The sequence below is a fragment of the Enterococcus devriesei genome (genome assembly GCF_001885905.1).
Taxonomy (GTDB): domain Bacteria; phylum Bacillota; class Bacilli; order Lactobacillales; family Enterococcaceae; genus Enterococcus_A; species Enterococcus_A devriesei.
On sequence record NZ_JXKM01000001.1, the window covers coordinates 1 to 20,395 of the forward strand.

The following is a 20,395-nucleotide window of genomic DNA, read 5'->3' on the forward strand; positions in this document are numbered from 1 at the left end:
TCACACGGGTGGTTTTGATTTGATTTTAATTCATTGTAGAAGGGGGGGCTATGTTCTCAAAGTGTTTAAAAATTATTTCGTATAAAAAAATCAAAGAAAAAGAATACTATTTTGTTTAACAGTCGAAAAGAAATATGAGAACGAATAACGCTTTTGCTTGAATTTGCCTTTTAATATCACTATTTATTCAAATTTCAATAACTTAGCAATACTTTTTAAGTGAAAATGAGTAAAAAATAATATCTGCTATGCTGTCATTATTAATAGATGGTTCAAGAACTTATTCAGATAAAGCAGGTTTTCATTATTTTTTAGTTTCTCAATCATTTACTACAATACTAAGTCAAATTGAATAGTGAGGAGGCTCATGTAATGCGTAAAACCAGTTTGTTGTTGTTTTTAGTATTAGTTCTTTCATTCTTCACAGATGTAGCTCTGCCAACAATGAGTGCTCAAGCAACAACGCTAGAAAAAGAAATTATCAATGAAAAATTTTTGACTCTATCCTATACTTGTGAGTCTAAAAAAGGTTCCAATCGCTGGGAAATAAAAATCGACCGGCAAAGCGAAGAAAAGCTGATGAAGCAACGATTGAAGTTAAAAATAGTAGATGAAAAAAATGAACCGATCGCCTATCCCACAAGTAAAAAAATGATCGAGCAGGATAGTTGGCTAATTGAAAAGGATTATTCTGGCGAGCTGAAAACTCAGCTCTTATTTGAATTGCCTAAGTCAGTTAAAAAGCTGCAACTATTTCTACAGATCGACCAGAAAAGCTCGTTAGATACTGAAGCGAAGATTCAGGAAAACATTTTAGAAAATGAACAACCCTACCTTCTTACAGTTAATCTGAAAGACACAACAGAAGCTAATAGAGTCACTTCTGAAGATCTGAAAACTCCGGTTACTGTCGAATCAAAAGAATTTGTCGGTCCTAAGCGGCTACCTCAGCCAGACGAATCTGTCCAACGTGGGAGAATTACACAAGAAAGTTCAATTTATCGTTCTTTGTATGAGAACAAAGAAACACAATATACAACCGATGCGACAGGAACGTATCCGACAGTGGCTTGGCAGCCGGAAGGACAAACAAATGTCATCAATCATCAAGGCGGATATGAAACACAAGCTGGTTGGGACAATCAAACGAGCTGGAACGTAGAACAAGACACCTATCAGAATTCCTATATAAAATATGGGGATGAGTCCGCCAATCCGAATATCCAATTACGAAAATATGCCCAACAAACCTCAAAACCAGATGAATTCAAGATTAAGTTGAACGTACGGGGAAATCGTCGGCAGAAACCGGGAATCGATATCCTTTTGTTATTAGATAATTCAGGATCGATGTCCCATTCAGTCAATAATACTGGAAAAAGTAAAAAGAAAAGTGCCTCTGATGCAATCGGAAGTTTGATTACAGAGCTCAAGAAAAAGCAGTCTGGTAGCAATATTCGGATTGGTGCGCATATTTTCAGTAGTTATGAAAAGAAGAATATCTATGATGGAGGCCAGTGGCCTGAGAATATGACAACCAAACAATTAACTAGTGATACCTCTGTTTGGGATCAAATCACATCAGATTATGACTCACTTCCGCCAGAGGGAGAAACTTTCACGCAGCGAGCTTTGATGGAAGCTGATAAAATATTTGGCTCAGGAGAGAGCGGCGAACGAGAAAAATTTTTATTTATTTTAACCGATGGATCGCCGAATTTAAGCTATTTGCCGGCCAATCCAGCAGAAGCCAAAAAGTCTAGTGATATCTATATTGATAATGTCTATATTAAAAATTGGAACGCTACTGATGTGGATGATAATTTTAAAAAGGGTGATAGCATTCGTGCGAGTGGATCGAAAACCAATTTTATCGGACCTTGGCAAATTCCTGGAACGAGCTATTATTTAAACAGCCACCTAACACCGGCTAATTCGACTGCATATGATTTGAAAAATAAAGGGATCGAGATTCATACGTTGGCTGTGGATATCAAGCCGATGGTATCAGGAAATTATAGCGATCATACTAAAGCAGAGCTGGCGAGAGGGTTAGCCAAGATGTCTAGCAAGAAGGCCGATGATTCATCTGATGAAAATAGCAACTACTTTTTCTACCATGCTGATAATGTAGACGAGTTAGCTGCAGAGATGCAATCTTGGTATGAGACGATTACTTTGGCTGTAGAAAAAGGGAAAATAAACGATCCTTTAGGAGAGATGGTTGAATTAGTCAAGGAGTCGCCACCCACGGTACGAGTGCTTGAAAACGGTGCTCCAGCGATTCCAGAGAAGCAGCGACCAACTATTGCAGTGACAAATAATCATCGTGAAATCGAAGTGACCAATATCAATTTGACGGATAACCAAGAAATCGAAGTAGAATATACAGTCAGGTTAAAAACGACGGATAAATCATTTGTTTCTGGTCAGTGGTATCCAGCTAACAACACCACAACCTTGGCACCAACACCTGAGCGAACAACGGATCAGCTTGAGTTCGGTATCCCTTCAGTAAAATGGTCAAAAGCAGATTTTGTCATCCCGGTCAAAAAAATATGGGAAGATACTTTCGATGGAACAGCAGATTATTGGAAACTAAGACCAAGTGATCTTACTGTGGCCTTGCAAGAGCAGGTAAACGGTAAATGGCAAACCATTGAAGAAAAAGTATTAAATGAAGCGAATGGTTGGACCAAAAAATTTTCAGCAGTTGCAGGTGGACCGGATAATCATTACCGTGTGATTGAACCAAACCATACGGCTGGCTACAAAGCACCTAAAATTAATCAAATGGACTTCACTTCCGAGACAATCGCGAAGGACGGCATCGAAATCACCAATACGCTGCTGCGAAGCAATCACTCCTTCTGGAAATTCAAAGAGGATGGTCAGACTGTATTTGTCGCCGATCTACCGAAATTCCAAGTGAAACGCAAGGATGGCACGATTTTGGCAACGGATCTTACGCCGGATAAATTTGGAAAGGTTGTGATCAATGATTTCGCCATTGGTGATTACGTTGTGGAGGAGACCTATGTCCCAGTGGGATTTCTGCCGATAGCGGATTTTGAGATCAGCGTCAGGGAAAAGGATTCTTTAGATGCGCTGGTCTTTAAGGTAAATGATAGCAGCGAGGATTTCCATGCATTGAATACGTTAAAGGATTTTACGCTGAGAGTCGAAAAAGTAGGACCAGACGGTAAGCAGCTTTCGGGTGCGACTTTTCGCTTAATAGGTTCTGAATATGACGTGACTAAAAAGGATGGACCGATATTTGACTTTTCTGCTCTTCGTCCGGGTGTATATACCTTGACTGAGGTAGAGAATCCAGAAGGTTACGAAAGAATCGAAGAGCCTATCCAATTTCGAATCACGGTTAGTGGTCTAGTTGAGATCTCGCCTCACGCTCACGTTGCTGGCTCCGGTGGAATCAGCAAAGCGGGTAACACCATTGAACTGACGGTTACGAATAAGAAGATACAAACAGGAACTCTGCCATATACCGGTGAAGGAGGAGTTCGAAAGTTTTTCTTAACCGCTGGTGTTATGATGCTTCTAGGAATGATTTTGAGTCTTGTTTATCTATACGTAAATAGAAGACAGCCACATAATTAAAAAGAACAAGTCAAAAAATAATATGAGAATTTGAAAAGAGCGAAGAGTGAAAACTTTTGGCTCTTTTTGTTTGTAAAAACCAAATGATTTATTCAGCTTTTCCAAAATGAATATTAATAATGTTTACACGCTATAAAAAAAACGAATTGAATAACCTTATATTAGCTTAAGATGCACTGATATTAATATTTTTATGTGAATTTAAATAACCTAAAATAAAAGAATTGTAAAAAAACAAATAAAAATCAGTTTCGATATCATATACATATAGAAGAAAAATAGTAAAAATAAAGGGTTAAAGTTTTTCTAAGCCTATTATTAGATTTCATTTTTATTATATTTTATTCATTGTTTTTCGACCGCATAATCTTTAATAAAAAACGATAAAAATGAAAACGCGATTTAATGATAAATGATTAAAAACCATTTATATTAATGAAATAAAAAAACAGAGAGGTGAAGGATACGACGGGAATAATTAAGCAGCGATGTTTTTCTTTCATTTGAGGATTGTTTTTTGAATCGCCCTTTATAAAGAAATAGACAGCTAGGCAGCTGTCACTGTATTAAGTGTTTTTGAGAGGGAAACCTTAATACAGGTGGTTTGTTGGGAGCTTTATCAAGGGAGATTTTGTCTATTGGCATAGAAATTTTCGCGTCGTTTGACAGAAGGAGTCAAAAAAAGGGGATGATGAAATGGATTTTAGAGAGGTTTTGGGGACGAGCAGTTTGCGGCGTTTACGTTTTGTTGAACTACTTTATGCTAGTCAAGTTGGACTGCCAAGCGATCAACTATTAGAGGAGCTAGAGTGTTCATTGCCGATCTTATTGAAAGACGTCAAGTTGATCAACGATGAGCAGGATGCTTTCCATATTGAGAAATTTAAAGGGCTTTATCAAATTCAAGTCAAACCGCATGTTAGCATCAATCGTTTATACGCTGAGGTACTTCAGCAATCGCCTGAGTTTCAAATCATTGAAGAACTACTTTATGAAAAATGCTCTAGTATCAGTGATTTGGCAGAAAAGCTTTATTTGAGCGCGTCTAATACACAGCGCTATTTAAAGAAAATTGAAAATGCCTTAAAAAAAGTCGGAATCAAATTAGATTATCGTCCGTTGCGGATTGAAGGCAAGGAAAGCGTGGTTCGTCATTTTTACTATCGCTACTTTATTGAAAAGTCTGACAGCTTAGAGACGCTATTTGACGAGCTGAAAGAATACCAAGTAAGGGCCATTTCCGATTTGGTGGATCAATTCATTCAAGTTAATCATTTGGAAAATCGTCATATTTTTAGAAAGCGGGTGAGTTACAATATTTTTATCAGCCTATGGCGAATTAAAAATGGACGTTTTTATCCGCAAAATGAATTGATTAGTCCACTAAGTATGCCGGACAAAGAAACATTGGATTCCTTTGAACGGATGGCGCTAGAAGTTTTCCGGGTACGTCTAACAAACGAACAAGTTAAGGATTGTTTATGGTTATCTTACGCAGATATGTTGGTCTTTAGTGAGGATCAATGGAAATCAGCGATGAAACAAAGTCGTACTTATCGGGATCTTTATCAGAAGCATTATGAGCTAGTAGAAGAATTCAATCGATTGATCGGTCGATCGCTTAGTGAAGATGAGAAAAGTGAATTAACGATTGTCTTAGTTAACGATCAGCGGATGTACTCGCCGAAAGGGCGCTTCATCGATATCTTGTATCGCCAACGGAGCATTTTTCTTGAAAAAATGATGGAGACTCACTACCAAGCGGTTAAGAAGGTCTTGCAGATTGCGGAGCGTTTTGTGAAGCGGTACCGTATTTATCAAGAGAATGATTTTGTTTGGAATTACGCCTATCTTTTAATCACAATGGTTCCGCAAAGCTTGAATTTATTGGCTAGCAATGACAAACCGTTGAAGCTTTTACTGCTGTCGGAATTGTCACCGACCGAGGAAGTTTTTTTAGCGGAACAGATTGAAGAACGAATTTACGGAAATTTTGAAGTTAATTTTGTGGAAGAGCGATCACGGGATGCTCATATTGACCAATACAATTTGGAAAAATACGATGCCTTGATTACTTCAAGCAGTGTTGAGGAAGTTCCATACGATTACCCCACCGTGATTATCGACCCCTTCTTAACCAACCAAAATATTGTTCAGCTACAGCAGCTGATTAGTGATCTGGCTGGCTGATGGACTGAAACGAAATTTAAATGAATTGCCCCCAGTTTAGCTGAGGGCTTTTTTATTGTTGAGGAAGAATGCTAAAGACCTTTAACGAAAGTAGAAATACCCAAAACGCTTTTTTTAATGCAAGCGAATAATTTTTTATAATTTGAAAATAAAATAAAGTAAATGAGTAAAATAACTTTATATTGGAATATAAGCTCAAAATAATGCTTAAAACAGAAAGTATAATAACGCAAATAAAGGATTTTTCGAAAAAACATAGAAAAATAATATCAGTTAAGATGATGTTGAAGTTAACTATCATCAATTAAAAATCAAGGGAGTGATTTGCTAGAAAATCGTATTTGTTTAGTAATTCATTTAAGATTTATTTATTTTTGGTTCTGAGTATTTTTGAAGGCTTGGTAAGTCGAATAGACAGGTTGCACTTTTTTCCTTTTGCTTTGCTGCAAAACTTTTTTGTGATAGCAGATAGTGTGTTGGGTTTTGTCTATTAAGAATACTTTTGACTAAGAATCAGATGATCTTAGTGTAAGGAGGCCTAAAAAATGAAAAAGCAGCTTTTTTTTATTTTAAGTCTGCTTCTAGTGATTAGTTTTTTTGGAACTAAGGCATCGGCGGCGGAGAAGCAAGTCGAGGTCTGGCTGCATACTTGGGAAGAAAATGGAAAAGTCGAGGGGACGGATCAACTGATGTTTGAAGTCTATGATTTAACGGATTGGCGGACGCGACGACCCGAGGATGCGAAAAAGGCGAAGGAATATTTGTTAAATACCTATGCAACAAAGGAAAAAATGGCGGCTTTTGTCAAACACGAACAGCTGACGAAGGTCAATACCGAGGCGCTGATCGTGGATGGCAGTGGGAATCTTTCCTTCGAGCTACCGCGCTATCGTGAAGGCAAAGATGCAGCTTATTTGATTTTAGCTAGTGGAGAGACTGGAGAGCATCATTTGCTGCCGATCATTCTCTATTTGCCGCAAAAACATCCAGAGACGCAAGAAGAGGCGGAGCGCTTATTAATTTATGGAAAATACCAAGTTGATTCGCTCACACAGCCGCAAGACTCTTCTAATAAGGGGGAGAATTCTAACCCACAAAAAAGTTCGGCGGATTCACCGGTTCTTAATGGAGCGGCTTTTCCAGCAACAAATGATCTCATTCGTGATTATACAATCATCGGTCTGCTACTAATGGTGATTGGCTTAATTGGTTTCAAACTAAATAAAAAAAGGAATTAGGGGGAAGAATTATGAAAAAGAGAGGGAAATTAGTGAAGATATTGGCGGCATTCCTTTGTGTATTGCCAATAATGTTTGGAGTGTTCGGAATTTCCGAAGCTGCTTCGGCTGCCGGTGCGACAGTCGATGTCACCTTACACAAAAAGAAAATGGATGAATTTCCAACTAAAGAAATTCAAAATACCGGGGAAGAAATGTCTGAGTTTGATCAGTACAAAGCCTTACCAGGGGTAGAATTTACAGCATGGGACATTACAACAGATTTCTATAAAAAATTGGATGTTGAGTTAGCTAAACTACCAGAAAATCATTCAGATGCTGAATACGATGCGGCTGTAAAGAAGGTCAAACAGGAATTCAAATTAGCTGACGCCAACAATGCCATATCAAAAGGCACCAAAACCACAGATAAGGATGGTCTTGCCACATTTGAGGACCTAGAAGAGCGAGATGCTGGCGGGATTTATAAGGTCTATTTATTTGATGAAACGGAAAAAGAGGGTGTGACGGCCGGTGCTTACCCGCTATTTTTGATCTTACCTGCATTGAAAGAAGACGGAACTCCGATCAAGGATATTCATCTTTATCCTAAAAATAAAGTGAAGCCTGAGGATATCGATAAAGAGATCGTTGACGAGAATGGCAAACCGATCACAGCCCCAACAGAAGGCAGATACGATTATGAAGTAGGAAAGGAAATCTATTATCGAGCGACTTTCACCATTCCAAGTCAAATCGGAGATGAACTGATCGGAGAAGATGGCAGCAAGCAGACACGTTACAGCAAATTGAATTTTACCGATGCAGTGGATAAAACCGGTGTTAAATTTGAAAGTATCAGTAAAATTACCGCAGATGATCAGGAGATTGATCTGACGGAGTTCCAAAAACATGGAACGATCAGCTTGAAAAATACCGAGTCAAATTACGACAAAGATCAATTCGCAGGGTTTGAGATCGTGATGAACTTGAATAATGCGACGAATAAAAATGATGATCCAAACTACCAAATATCACGTGCGACGGCCGATTACTTGAAAAACTATGCTGGTCAAAAACTAGCTATCTACTATGCGGTCTCTTTGACGGATGACACGCCAGTTGATGAATCAGTAGAAAATAGCTTTACCGTTGATTTGAACCATGACAACAGTCAAGAAGATGAGGTACAAACAGTCGTTGACCCGCCGGTAGTGACTACTGGTGGAAGAAAATTCATCAAGGTAGATTCCAAAGAGCTGGATCAAGGGTTAGCCGGTGCTGAATTCGTTGTTATCAAAACAGAGGGTTCAGAGGAATATTTCTTGAAAATTGAAGCCAAAACACGGACTTGGGTGAAAGTGGTGGGTGATGATTACACCGATGCGAAGATCTTTACTTCTAAGGATGATGGAACATTCGAAGTGACGGGGCTAACCTATGGCGATTATTCGCTGCGAGAGATCACCGCTCCTAATGGCTACAGTAAATTGGAAGATGATTTTGATTTTACAATCTCAAAGGATTCTTATACCGATGAAGCAGCTCAATTAAAAATTGCCAACGTTACTAAAGGTGGCTTCTTGCCATCAACTGGTGGAACAGGGATCATCGCCTTCTTGATTATAGGCATGGGCTTGATGACGTACGCATATATCCGTTATCGCAAGCTGAATCAGGACGTCTAAGTTATGCGCTAATTAAATAAACCGATAGAAAGACAAAGAGTCGAATGGCTCTTTGTCTTTTTTATTTCGCATTTTTTCGCGGCTATTTATAGGAGTGGAAGAAAGAAAAATAGACAATAATAAATTGGTTTCACTACTATCAAGGCGCTGGGTGCCTTATTTATTCACTAATTGTATTGGCAGAATTTCCAAAAAAGAGTATTTTTCAAAGTTTCTTAGCAGATTTGTGACGGAAAATTCAAATGACAAATTTTTTTTGCGACATTCAAACTTTATTATTCTTTATCAAAAATAAAGTATCTGAGTTCAATAACGCTTGTGATGATTTTTTCAGCTAAATAAACGAAAAAGATTATATTTAAATAACGAAAAAACGATTAAAATCACTGTAAGCGTAATAAAATTACATAAGATATCATATTGGTACGTGGAAGGACAGTGGGTGAAAAAAGAGCGAAGGGAGGAATGTATGGAATGAAGAAAAAGCACTTGCTCATGTTAGTTGTTCTGCTTTTTTCTTTTATCGTTGAGTCCGTTCCGTCACTGACAAAAGTGTATGCCGAAACAACCAAAACAGAACTAATCAATGAGAATTATCTGCAATTATCCTATGATGTAAAATCGCAGGATGATGCAATCCACTGGCGTATCTCCTTCAAGAGGCAAAGCGAAGACAGTGATACACAACAACGGCTCAAGCTGAAAGTAACTAACGAGAAAGGGGAAGTGATAAATTATCCGAAATTTGAGCAAATGACGAGTGAAAAAGATTGGTTGGTAGAAAACGCGTATTCGTCATCTATGGAAGGACAACTCGTATTTGAGTTGCCTAAGTCTGTCCAAAAGCTCAATTTGGATGTGCAAATGGATCAACAAACCTCATCGAAGGATGGGAAAAAAGAAACAGAAGAAGATATTTTATCCATCAAAAAGCCTTTTGAATTAAAGGTGAAAGAAACAAAAGAAAAGACAGAAATGTCAAGTAAGACAGAAAAATCTGTGAGTAAAAAAAGTGAGGTAACGGTTGATTCTGAAGAATTTATTGGTCCGAAAGTCGAAGAGGTAGTACCAGTACCAGCGACTGCCGTACCGTATAACGGATTACTCAGAATGGACCCGCCAAAGTATACCAACAAAGCGCCACTCTATACAACATCGCCGAGTGAAGGGGTCTATCCTACCTGTAATTGGACACCGACAGGGCAGTCGAATGTAATCAATCATCAAGGTGGATATGAACGAGAAAATGGTTGGGACGGCGTCACTAGCTGGAATCTGGCACAAGATGATTACACAAAATCTTATATTAAATATGGGGTTGAAAAAACCAAACCGAATATTGCTTTACGGAAACTTGCTAGTGAGACGAGCAAAGAAGACGAGTTTGATGTTCAATTAAATGTTCGCGGAAGTACCATCGCAAAACCTGGGGTGGATGTCTGTTTTGTGTTGGATAATTCTTCTTCGATGGTCATGGCCAACGGCTATATTGGTGGGATGTCTAGAAAATCTCTAGCAGTCAATTCATTGCAAAAGTTAGTTAATAAGTTTAAAGCGGCTGGCCCAGAAACCGATAGCTTACGAATTGGTGGGATTATTTATTCGTCTGCTAGTCAGCCATCAGCAAATAAAACAGTTCCTATTACTAGTAATGAGTCGGGCTGGCAAGGATTGGTAAACACGTATAAAAATACCACTTCGGTTGGAGATACTTATACACAAAAAGCGTTGATGGATGCCCAAAAAATGCTGAATAGTGCGCCAGGAACCAATCGTCGTAAAGTTATCTTTCTTTTGACTGATGGTGCACCGAACTTTAGTGTAAAACCAACCAAAGCGATATCAGATTCCAACATCTATTATGATGGTTTAAGAATTACGGAAAATGATAGTGCTTCAATCAATAGTGGGACCCCGTTGCAAGATCCAATACAAGAACCTGGCACTTTCAACACATACTACACAGCAAAAATTCCATTAGGATTTCCAATGAGGGACGGACATTGTATCTACAGTCATTTGACACTGGTGAATTCTACGGCCGCAGATATTAAAGACCAGGGAATGGAGATTAATACCATTGCCATTAATATCAAAAAATCCTTACAAGCGGAACGTCATACGACGGATGAATTACTCAAAGGGCTGTATAAGGTTGCCTCGAAAAAATCTAATGCCACTGGTGATGCAGAAAAAGATTATCAATTCTTCCATGCCAATACGCAAGGAGACTTTGATATTTCCTTCGAAGATTGGTTTACTTCGGTCATTCAGACGGTAGACAAAGGAAAAATTGAAGATCCAATTGGGGATATGTATGAGTTGGTAGGAACGCCGAAAGTCAAAGAATTGAAGAAATCAGGCGTACCAGCAATCGAATCGAATAAATTACCGAATAATCCAGTTGTTGCGAACAACAAGATCACTGTTGACAACATCAATTTATACGGCAATCAAGAGATTCAACTGAATTACACGTTGCGTTTGAAAACAGAACACCCGAATTATGAAGGCGGCAAGTGGTATCAGACGAATGGCAAGACGACGCTGGAGCCAACGCCTGAACGGACGAAGGACAAGCTAGAATTTGGTGTGCCATCTGCACGTGGAAAAACGGAAAAAATCAAGATTCCGGTTGAGAAAAAATGGTCTGATACACATCTTAATACGGAAAATTATTGGGGATTGCGGGCAAATAGTGTCAAAGTCGTTTTACAAAGAAAAAGTGAAAATTCATGGGTAGATGTTGAAACGAAAACACTAAGCGCAGCAAACAATTGGCAGGATTACTTCACAGCAGAAGGCGGCAATAAGAATACGTACAGGGTAGTTGAACCTGCACGAACGACAGGCTATGCAAAGCCAAGCTCTAATGTGGACGAGTTCACCGCCAAAACGGTACCGAGCAAAGGAGTTCAAATCACGAATAAACTGCTGAAGGGTAAGGCAGTTATTTGTAAGTACAAAGAAGATGGCAAGACGCCATTTACTAAAGATTTACCAAGATTTACGGTAAGGCGCAAGTCGGATGGCAAGTTGTTGGCAGCTGATTTAGAACCAGACGCGAATGGACAAGTCACGATTTCCGACATTCCGTTGGGTGACTTTATTGTGGAAGAGACCTATGTGCCTAATGGTTACGCTAAGATGGAGAACATAGACCTTAAAGCGATGGAGAACGGAGCTGGAACAGATCTGATTATTACGATGAATGGTAAGAGTTCACCGTACAAAGTCACAAATAAATTATCTAAAGACTTAAAGATTCCGGTAGAAAAAATCTGGTCGGATGAGTTCAAGGGAACGGATAATTATTGGGGATTACGTCAGATGTATGTGCGTGTAAATCTGCAAAGAAAAAATGGCAATAGCTGGGAGACCATTGAACAAAAAATCTTGACACCTACAACAAATTGGAAAGATACCTTCGCGGGTGTAGAAGGTGGAAACAATGTTTATCGGGTAGTCGAGGAAACACGTGTGGCTGGTTATGCCAAGCCAACGTACAATTATTCGGCTGAATTTACCGCGGCAAATGTACCAACAGGCGGCGTGAAGCTAACGAATAAGCTCTTAAAAGATAAAATCATTTTTTACAAGTATAAGCAAGATGGTAAGACACCATTTGATTCAAATGACTTACCGAAATTTTCAGTGAGACGGAAATCAGATAACAAGCTATTAGCAGAGGATTTGACACCAAATGCCAATGGGGCGGTGACGATTTCGGATATTCCGCTAGGCGAATTTATCTTGGAAGAAACGTATGTGCCAAAGGGCTATCAGAAGATGGCGAATATTGAGATCAGAGCTGTTGAAAATGGCAGCGGGACGGGATTAGTTATCTATTTTGATGGTAAGACCGGTTCTACTAATAAAATCAAGAATGAGTTGGCGGATTTTGCGCTAGTGATCAAAAAAGTTGATCAAGATGGAAATGAACTCAGGGGAGCCAGCTTCCGATTGGTTGGAACAAATTATGATCAGACTCAAACTGGAGGACCGACGTTTGTCTTTGATAGATTACGGCCTGGCGAATATCAATTAACGGAGACAGTCGTTCCTAATGGCTACACTGGTTTGACTAGTTCTGTCAGAATCAGTATTTCACAAGAGGGTGTTGTGACGATTCAAAATAATCCGAATGTCAGCGGGTCTGGCGGTATCGGAAATGACATGAATCAAATTGATCTGACTATCACGAATAAGAAGAAAAGGCCAGGAGCGTTACCAAGCACTGGCGGATCAGGAACAGCGACGATTTTTAAGATTGCAATCGGTGTAATAACGACAGCAGGAGGACTGCTTGGCAGCCTATTCTGGCTTCATACTAAAAGGAGGGGATCGTAATGAAAAAAATGATTCTTCTCTTGGGACTAATTCTGGGAATTTGTAACTGGGGGGTTACTGCTTTTGCAGAGGAAAGTCAGGTGGAAGTTCAGATTGATACACGTCCGAACGAAAAACTTTATGAAGGAACGGAGTCCTTAATACTTGAGGTATACGATTTGACAGAATGGCGGGTTACGCGAGCCAGTGATGAAAAGAGTGACAAAGAATACATTTTGAATACTTATCCAACGAAGGAGAAACGCTTAGCTTTTGTTCAGCAAGAGCAATTGCCGAAAGTCACAGAAGCACCGCTTTTGTTGGATGGGGAGGGCAAGGTATTCTTTAGCATTCCACGATATCAAAACGCACGCGATGCCGCTTACTTAGTGCTTTCAGCGGGTGAAACAGGAAAGTACCAAATGTTGCCAATCGTGATTTATTTGCCGCAAATAGACACAGTGACAAATCAAGAAGGACAAAGTTTACTCATCAACTGTAAGTACGATGAACTTACACCAACAGAACCAACAAAGCCAACAACACCGAGCGAGCCCGAACCACCAATCTCGGACAGCTCTGAACCAAAGAAACAGTGGCCTGTGACACCAGGAACTCCAAATGATGGGGGTCCGGATGACTATATTTCAGGAAAAGAGTTTCCTTCAACAAATGAGTTGATTCGTAATTATTGTATTTTAGGGTTGTTGCTTATGTTTGTCGGTTTTATTGGGCTAAACAGAAAACAAGGGGGAAAAAATTATGAAGAACAAGGGTAAAGGGCTTTCGTTATTAATGGCTTTACTATTTATGGCGCCATTAGTAACAGGATTGTTTGGGTTTGGTAGTGACGCACATGCTGTGGATTCAGTGAACGTTACATTGCACAAGAAAAAAATGGATGAATTTCCTAATAGCAGTCTTGAAAATACCGGTAAGGAAATGACTGAGTTTGATCGGTATGAAGGACTACAAGGGATTACCTTCACGGCATGGGATATCACAGAAGATTTCTATGCAGCATTAGATGCGATCTTAACTGGAAATGAAACTGATGCGGAGTACAACGCAAAAGCAAAACAAATCATGGATGCCTTTGATTTGAATGCTGCGCCAAATGCTGTTGATGCGGGCAATCAAACAACAGATGCAAACGGCGAAGCAAATTTTGCCAACTTGCCTGCTAAAAATGCGGATGGTTCTTATAAAGTCTACTTCTTTGAAGAGCATGACTCTCCAAATGTGGATAAAGGTTCATACAAATTAATCTTAATGTTACCATTAAAAGATGGCGATACAGAGCTTTCTAATATTCATTTATATCCTAAGAATAAAGTTGAAGGCGAAGACCCTGAGAAAGAATTAGTTGATGAAAATGGCGATCCATTGCCGGCACCTAATCCTAGTGGTTATGATTTTGAAGTTGGACAACAAATCCACTACCGCGCAAGCTTTGTGATCCCTAGCCAAATCGGGGAACTTTTACCTAGTGGAGCACCACGTTACGGCAAATTAGAATTCAAAGATGCGGTAGACCAAACTGGCGTGAAATTCGAAGGAATCGATCGGATCGTCGTAAATGGAACTCAAGTGAATTCAGCGGACTTCTTAAGCACTCACGGAACATACACTCCACAAAATGAAACAGCTCCATGGGCAGGCTATGCTGGATTTACTTTAGCGATGAATCTGACAGGTGCCGCTGGTCCTGCGACTGCGAATTACTTGAGTCAATATGCTGGTCAAACAATTGAATTCTTCTACACTGTGTCATTCACAGAAGAAACACCAGTTGATAAAGACATCAACAATGAATTCACTGTAACAATGAACCATGATGGTGGACAAGATGAAAGCAAAACGAACCCACCAATTCCACCAATCAAAACCGGTGGTAAGAAATTCTTCAAATACTCTGGAGCAGCTAAAGAAGCTTTGGAAGGCGCTGAGTTTGTTGTAATCAAAAAAGTCAACGGCGTGGATCACTACTTAACAGCAGGGGCTGATACAATGACTTGGACAGCAGTAGGTGCGAACGAAGATTATGCAACTGCGACCAAATATACTTCTGACGCGAATGGTCTATTTGAAGTAACTGGTTTAGAGTATGGTAACTACTACTTACGTGAAACGAAAGCACCGCACGGCTACCAAAAATTACCAAATGACGTACAGTTCACAGTAGGTGATGGAACGTACGAAGGGGCTACGCCACAAGAAATCGAAAATACGACTAAAGGCGGCACATTACCATCAACCGGTGGTATGGGTATCATCGCTTTCATCGTAATCGGTCTTGGCTTGATGACAGCAGCAATCCTTCGCTACCGCCGCGTACAGTTTGAAGTATAAGAATCGAAGTTAATAAATAAGCCTGAAAGCTAAGCTTTCAGGCTTATTTTACGGTTTAAGACGGTTCCATAGTGAAAGTAATCACTACGAGTAAAGTATTGAAAAAAATTTCTCTTTTTAAAGAACTAATGATTGATAGTAGAGGTTTCGGTTACTTGAACTTGATCGTTTTTTTCACTTTCATCAAAATTTCTATAGGAATAAGCTGATTTTTTGAGCTTTAAGTTCCTTCGTGTTACGGTTTTCTTATACCAAGAAATGGAGGAAATTAGACACATGGCAAAAGAACAGTTACCAGAAGTCGAAACACGTCTCTATATCAATGGAAAATGGCTGGATGGCTCGGAAGATCCGATTGCCATCATTAATCCTGCCACTGGCGACACCTTAGCAAAGGTTCAAGCAGGCGGTGCAAAAGAGGTTAAGTCGGCGATCAAAGCGGCAAATGATGCGTTTTCTGAATGGTCAGAAAAATCACCGGCTGAACGGGCAACCTTAATGAATAAGATGGCTGATTTGGTGGAAGAGGACTCAGAACGATTAGCTAAGATTATGACGATGGAGCAAGGAAAACCTTTGACTCAAGCGAAGGGCGAGATTCAAACAAATGTTGAAAATCTTCGCTGGAATGCGGCAGAAGGGCAGCGTTTGCTAGGGGAGATCGTTCCTTCACCTGCGACGAATCAATGGCAAGTACGCAAGCAAGCAGTTGGAGTAGTAGGCGCGATCACGCCGTGGAATTTCCCATCGAATATGATTATTCGAAAGATTTCACCAGCGATTGCAGCAGGCTGTACCGTGATTTTGAAACCTTCGAAGCAAACACCGTTATCTGCTTTGGCCTTGATGGAATTGTTTGATAAAGCAGGTTTCCCAGCAGGTGTAGTGAATATCGTTTTAGGCGATTCATCTACGATAGGAACAATTTTATCTGAATCTGATGATGTGCAAAAAATTACCTTTACAGGCTCTACCGAAGTTGGTCAAACCTTAAATGAACAAGCGGCCCCTACCTTGAAAAATGTTTCGATGGAATTAGGCGGACACGCACCATACATTATTTTCCCAGATGCGGACATTGAACGGGCAGTGGAAACCTTGATCCAAACGAAATTTATCAATAATGGTCAGGTCTGTACGTCACCAAACCGAATCTTCGTTCATAAAGATATTAAGCAAAAGGTAACGGATCGCATTGTAGAAGCAATCAAAGATGTAACCGTCGGGAATGGCTTAGATGATCCGACCACGGGTCCATTAATCAATCAAGACGGCGTCGAAAAAGTGGTTGATCAGCTGAAGGATGCGACGGATAAGGGTGCGAAAATCTTAGCGGGTGGTCACAAACTGACTGACGGCGAATATGCTGACGGCTTTTTCTTTGAACCAACTGTCTTGGATGGCGTGACAAAGGATATGGATATTTTCTATCAAGAAACGTTTGGTCCAGTCATTCCATTAATTACTTTTGAAGATGAGGAAGCGGTCATCAAAGATGCCAATGATACAGAATTCGGTTTGGCTTCCTACTTTTTTGCAACGAACATCCATACGATCGACAATGTCAGCAATAAGCTGCAATATGGGATGGTAGGCGTCAATGATACGGATATCTCTAATTCAGCGACACCATTTGGCGGCGTAAAACATTCAGGTTTTGGTCGCGAAAATGGGACTTATGGAGTGGAAGAATATGTCGAAGTCAAATTCGTCAATATTCGTACCGCCAAATAAAAATCACTATATTTGGTTACTCAAAAAGACCTTTTTCCTTCGTGGAGAAAGGTCTTTTTTTCTTTGCCGAATATACAGATAGATAAGCAAAAAAAAGATTGTAAAAGTTTTTTTAAGGACTAAATATATATTTTTTTGTTTTTATGCCTTGACAATTAATAGCTAAAGTTATCGGAAAGATTGATAATTCAAACGGCAAAAAAAAAATTCAACAATTAGTTTCTAAAAAAATTTATTTTTATTTTAAAAAGTGAATTAAATAACGGATTTTATTCGAACGAGACAATAGTAGCAACGCAATAGTTGCGTTGGATAACGATGGATATTTGAAAAAGGAGCGGAGCGAGGAAGCTGGATTTCAGTTACCATTATTAATAGTTAGACGGTGGATTAAACCAGAATAGAGTGGGGACTTTTTATTCTTGTTTTTCCTTTTGTTATCATAAAAAAATTGTTTGGCAGGAAAGGAGGAAAGCGGACTTTAAACCAAAAAAGAACTTGAACCATTAAGAACCGGGAAGAAAAGAGCTTTAAACCATACTGGATCAAAAATTAGGGGATTTTTGATCGGTCTTTTTCGTGGTTGGGTTCTCGACGTCAAATGTTGGGTAGAGAGGTTTTACCGGGGTTAGTGAAAAAGGGTGGTTATATGGATTTTAGAAATATTTTAGGGGTAAGTAATTTAAGACATTTGCGATTAGTCGAATTGCTTTATGCTTGTCGTAACGGATTATCTAGTGACCAATTATTAGAGGAATTGGAATGTTCATTATCGGTACTGTTAAAGGATGTGAAGCTGATCAATAGTCAGCAAGATGCGTTTATGATCGTGAAGTTCAAGGGCTTGTATCAGTTGAACATCAAGTCCCACGTCAGCATCAATCGGTTGTATGCGGATACGATCCAACAATCGCCAGAGTTTCAGATCATCGAAGAACTGCTATATGAAAAGTGCGAAAACATCATCGACTTGTCGAAAAAATTGTTTTTAAGTCCGTCAAAGACACAACGGAACTTAAAAAAAATTGAAAGTATTTTGCTGGAAACAGGAGTCACTTTGCATTATCGTCCGTTGCGGCTAGAAGGCAAGGAAAGTGTAATTCGCCACATGTATTATCGCTATTTCATTGAGAAGTCGGATCGTTTGGAATCCTTGTATCGGGAACTGAAGGAATTTCAGATCAAGGCGATCACGGATCTGGTGAATCAATTCATTCAGGTCAATCAATTGGAAGATAACTACATTTCACGTAAGCGGCTGGGCTACAATATTTATATTAGTTTGTGGCGGATCAAAAATGGACATTATTATCCAAAAGAAGAGCTGGGCAGTCATTTGATGCTGCCGGAGAGGAATATTTTGGATGCCTTCAGACGGATGTCGATGGAGGTCTTTCGTTTGAAATTGTCCTCAGAGGAAATCAAGGATTGCCTCTGGTTGTCTTATTCCGATATCGTGGTGTCCAGCAAGATCCAGCTGCACAGCGCTTTGAAAAGAGAAGGGGAATATGCGGATTATTATTATCGTCATTTGGAATTAGTTGAAGAGTTTGATAGCTTGTTGAATTTCTCGCTTGGTCATGAAAAGAAACAGGAAGTGACGATCAACTTGCTGAATGAACATTTGATTTATTCGCCAAACGGAAAACTGATCGATATTTTATTCCGTCAAAGAAAGATTTTTCTTGAAAAATTGTCGGAAACACATGATCAGGCCGTGAAAAAGGTGGCGAAAATCGTAGAAGGCTTCGTTTCGCGCCATCAAATGTATCAGGATAACGATTTTATCTGGAATTACGTGTATCTGTTGATCACGATGGTTCCCCAAAGTTTGACGCTCTTAGCCAGCTGTGACCGTCCGTTAAAATTGTTATTGTTATCGGAGCTGTCACCAACAGAGGAATTTTTCTTAGGAAATCAGATTGAAAGCCAGATTTACGGGAATTTTGAAGTCCATTATGTGGAGAAAAATTTAAGTAGCGTCAATATCAACCGCTCAGAGCTGGAAAAGTATGATGCGCTGATTACTTCCAGCAGTGTGGAAGAGGTACCGGACGAATATCCGACGGTGGTGATCGATCCGTTTTTGACTAATCAAGATGTGTTCCAATTGCAGCAGCTAGTGAGTAAGCTAGCTGGTTGAAAAGAAATGACTTATCCTAAAAGAGGGAGTGGAGTAGACGGCCACAATCTCCCTAAACCAAAAGGCAGCTAGAAGATGCATGCATCCTCTAACTGCCTTATTCGGCTTTATTCAATTAGTCGTTTGTTTTTAGTGTGCACTTTGGTGTGTTGTGTGTTTGTTGCTTTGGACGGAAGCTGATCTAATCGCTGATAAGCTTGGGCGAAGTTTTTGGCTTGGACTTTATCAAAGAACAGTCGGCCTAATTTTTAGAATTCTTTCGCTAATAATTGCTCGTTATCTGGAATCTCATACTTTGAAGTCATTTGAGTCCTTCCTTTCAAAGAAAAGCAAGGGTCTATATATTTTAGCATGTGGAAAGCTTGAGACTAAACCAAAAACCGCGAAGTAATATGAACTTTCGCGGTTTTTATTTAGCGTTTTATTCTAGTGACTTGCTGGGCTGAGCGGAAAGGTCGTTTCAGACGTTTAGGCAGGATCAAAGAGATCAATTCAAAAGGGGTTGCTAGAACGGTCCAAGCGACTTGCCGTACGCTAGGATGGAAATAGTAGACTTGAATCAAGACAAAGTGCAGCAGTAACAGACCTGGCAATAATTGCAGTCCGATTTGCCAGAAGGCTTCCCAATGAGTAAAGTAGCGCAATAGGCTCAAGCCTAGCGGATACAAGTAAAAAAGCGAGGTTACGAGATTTACGCGCCAGCTTTTGGTTAACAACCGCAGATTGAATAAAAAGAAAATAGCGGAGAGCAAGATACCAATCGGCGGAAACAAGCTGACTAAAAAGGAATACAGTGCGCCAAACAGTAAGAGTCCGGGCCCCTTTATTAGAGCTGCTAGAATCATCAAAAGACCGATCGTCAACAGTTGCTGCTTGATCGTTGCGATACATAATAGACTAAAAAGAATCAAGATCCCCCAATGCCAAACACTTTTTAAAGGGTCTCTTTTATCAGGATAGCGCCGCTTTAAATAGCTGGCGAAGTTGGGATAATCTTTTTGGAAATTCGGCATAAAAAAACCTCCTATCAGTTTTCCACCGAGTAGTAGTTAGCTGTCTTGAAAAAATTTGAGTGGATCACTTTCTTCCCTTTTAATTATAGAGGGCATAGACGATGACAGCAT

10 protein-coding genes are annotated in these 20,395 nt (G+C 39.6%); 9 read left to right on the forward strand and 1 reads right to left on the reverse strand.

From position 1 onward, the window contains the following. Positions 1-372 precede the first annotated feature (372 nt). From RV00_RS00005 to RV00_RS00045, 9 genes are all read left to right on the forward strand, one after another. Positions 373-3,618, forward strand: coding sequence for a SpaA isopeptide-forming pilin-related protein (locus RV00_RS00005; RefSeq protein ID WP_071860557.1), 3,246 nt, complete (start codon positions 373-375; stop codon positions 3,616-3,618). Positions 3,619-4,314: 696 nt separating this feature from the next. Continuing rightward, positions 4,315-5,808 carry an AcpB/EbpR/MafR family transcriptional regulator gene (locus RV00_RS00010; RefSeq protein WP_071860558.1) on the forward strand — a complete coding sequence of 498 codons (1,494 nt, stop codon included), beginning with the start codon at positions 4,315-4,317 and terminating at the stop codon, positions 5,806-5,808. 545 nt (positions 5,809-6,353) lie between these two features. Beyond that, positions 6,354-7,046 carry a pilin N-terminal domain-containing protein gene (locus RV00_RS00015; RefSeq protein WP_071860559.1) on the forward strand — a complete coding sequence of 231 codons (693 nt, stop codon included), beginning with the start codon at positions 6,354-6,356 and terminating at the stop codon, positions 7,044-7,046. An 11-nt stretch (positions 7,047-7,057) separates the two neighbouring features. Beyond that, positions 7,058-8,713, forward strand: coding sequence for a SpaH/EbpB family LPXTG-anchored major pilin (locus tag RV00_RS00020; RefSeq protein ID WP_071860560.1), 1,656 nt, complete (start codon positions 7,058-7,060; stop codon positions 8,711-8,713). Between the two features lie 474 nt (positions 8,714-9,187). After that, entirely contained in the window at positions 9,188-13,063 is a 3,876-nt protein-coding gene (locus RV00_RS00025; protein ID WP_071860561.1) for a VWA domain-containing protein, read from the forward strand. After that, the gene (locus RV00_RS00030) at positions 13,063-13,821 is read left to right on the forward strand and encodes a hypothetical protein (RefSeq protein ID WP_071860562.1); all 759 of its coding nucleotides are present in this window, start codon (positions 13,063-13,065) and stop codon (positions 13,819-13,821) included. Before RV00_RS00025 ends, RV00_RS00030 begins: the two co-directional genes overlap by 1 nt. Next, a complete protein-coding gene (locus RV00_RS00035) occupies positions 13,805-15,394 on the forward strand; it encodes a SpaH/EbpB family LPXTG-anchored major pilin (protein ID WP_071860563.1) in 1,590 nt (529 codons plus the stop codon). The genes RV00_RS00030 and RV00_RS00035 overlap by 17 nt, the downstream gene beginning before the upstream one ends. 276 nt (positions 15,395-15,670) lie before the next feature. Beyond that, the gene (locus tag RV00_RS00040) at positions 15,671-17,128 is read left to right on the forward strand and encodes an NAD-dependent succinate-semialdehyde dehydrogenase (protein ID WP_071860564.1); all 1,458 of its coding nucleotides are present in this window, start codon (positions 15,671-15,673) and stop codon (positions 17,126-17,128) included. 649 nt (positions 17,129-17,777) lie between these two features. Then, positions 17,778-19,271 (forward strand): AcpB/EbpR/MafR family transcriptional regulator, encoded by a 1,494-nt coding sequence (locus tag RV00_RS00045; RefSeq protein ID WP_071860565.1) that lies wholly within the window; start codon positions 17,778-17,780, stop codon positions 19,269-19,271. A gap of 413 nt (positions 19,272-19,684) precedes the next feature. Here RV00_RS00045 and RV00_RS00055 read toward each other — a convergent pair whose 3' ends face one another. Continuing rightward, positions 19,685-20,284 (reverse strand): hypothetical protein, encoded by a 600-nt coding sequence (locus tag RV00_RS00055; RefSeq protein ID WP_071860567.1) that lies wholly within the window; start codon positions 20,282-20,284, stop codon positions 19,685-19,687. Positions 20,285-20,395: the final 111 nt, after the last annotated feature.

Coding starts and splice junctions, on each gene's coding strand:
- RV00_RS00005 (WP_071860557.1), top strand. CDS start 373: ATGCGTAAAACCAGTTTGTTGTTGTTTTTAGTATTAGTTCTTTCATTC.
- RV00_RS00010 (WP_071860558.1), top strand. CDS start 4,315: ATGGATTTTAGAGAGGTTTTGGGGACGAGCAGTTTGCGGCGTTTACGT.
- RV00_RS00015 (WP_071860559.1), top strand. CDS start 6,354: ATGAAAAAGCAGCTTTTTTTTATTTTAAGTCTGCTTCTAGTGATTAGT.
- RV00_RS00020 (WP_071860560.1), top strand. CDS start 7,058: ATGAAAAAGAGAGGGAAATTAGTGAAGATATTGGCGGCATTCCTTTGT.
- RV00_RS00025 (WP_071860561.1), top strand. CDS start 9,188: ATGAAGAAAAAGCACTTGCTCATGTTAGTTGTTCTGCTTTTTTCTTTT.
- RV00_RS00030 (WP_071860562.1), top strand. CDS start 13,063: ATGAAAAAAATGATTCTTCTCTTGGGACTAATTCTGGGAATTTGTAAC.
- RV00_RS00035 (WP_071860563.1), top strand. CDS start 13,805: ATGAAGAACAAGGGTAAAGGGCTTTCGTTATTAATGGCTTTACTATTT.
- RV00_RS00040 (WP_071860564.1), top strand. CDS start 15,671: ATGGCAAAAGAACAGTTACCAGAAGTCGAAACACGTCTCTATATCAAT.
- RV00_RS00045 (WP_071860565.1), top strand. CDS start 17,778: ATGGATTTTAGAAATATTTTAGGGGTAAGTAATTTAAGACATTTGCGA.
- RV00_RS00055 (WP_071860567.1), bottom strand. CDS start 20,284: ATGCCGAATTTCCAAAAAGATTATCCCAACTTCGCCAGCTATTTAAAG.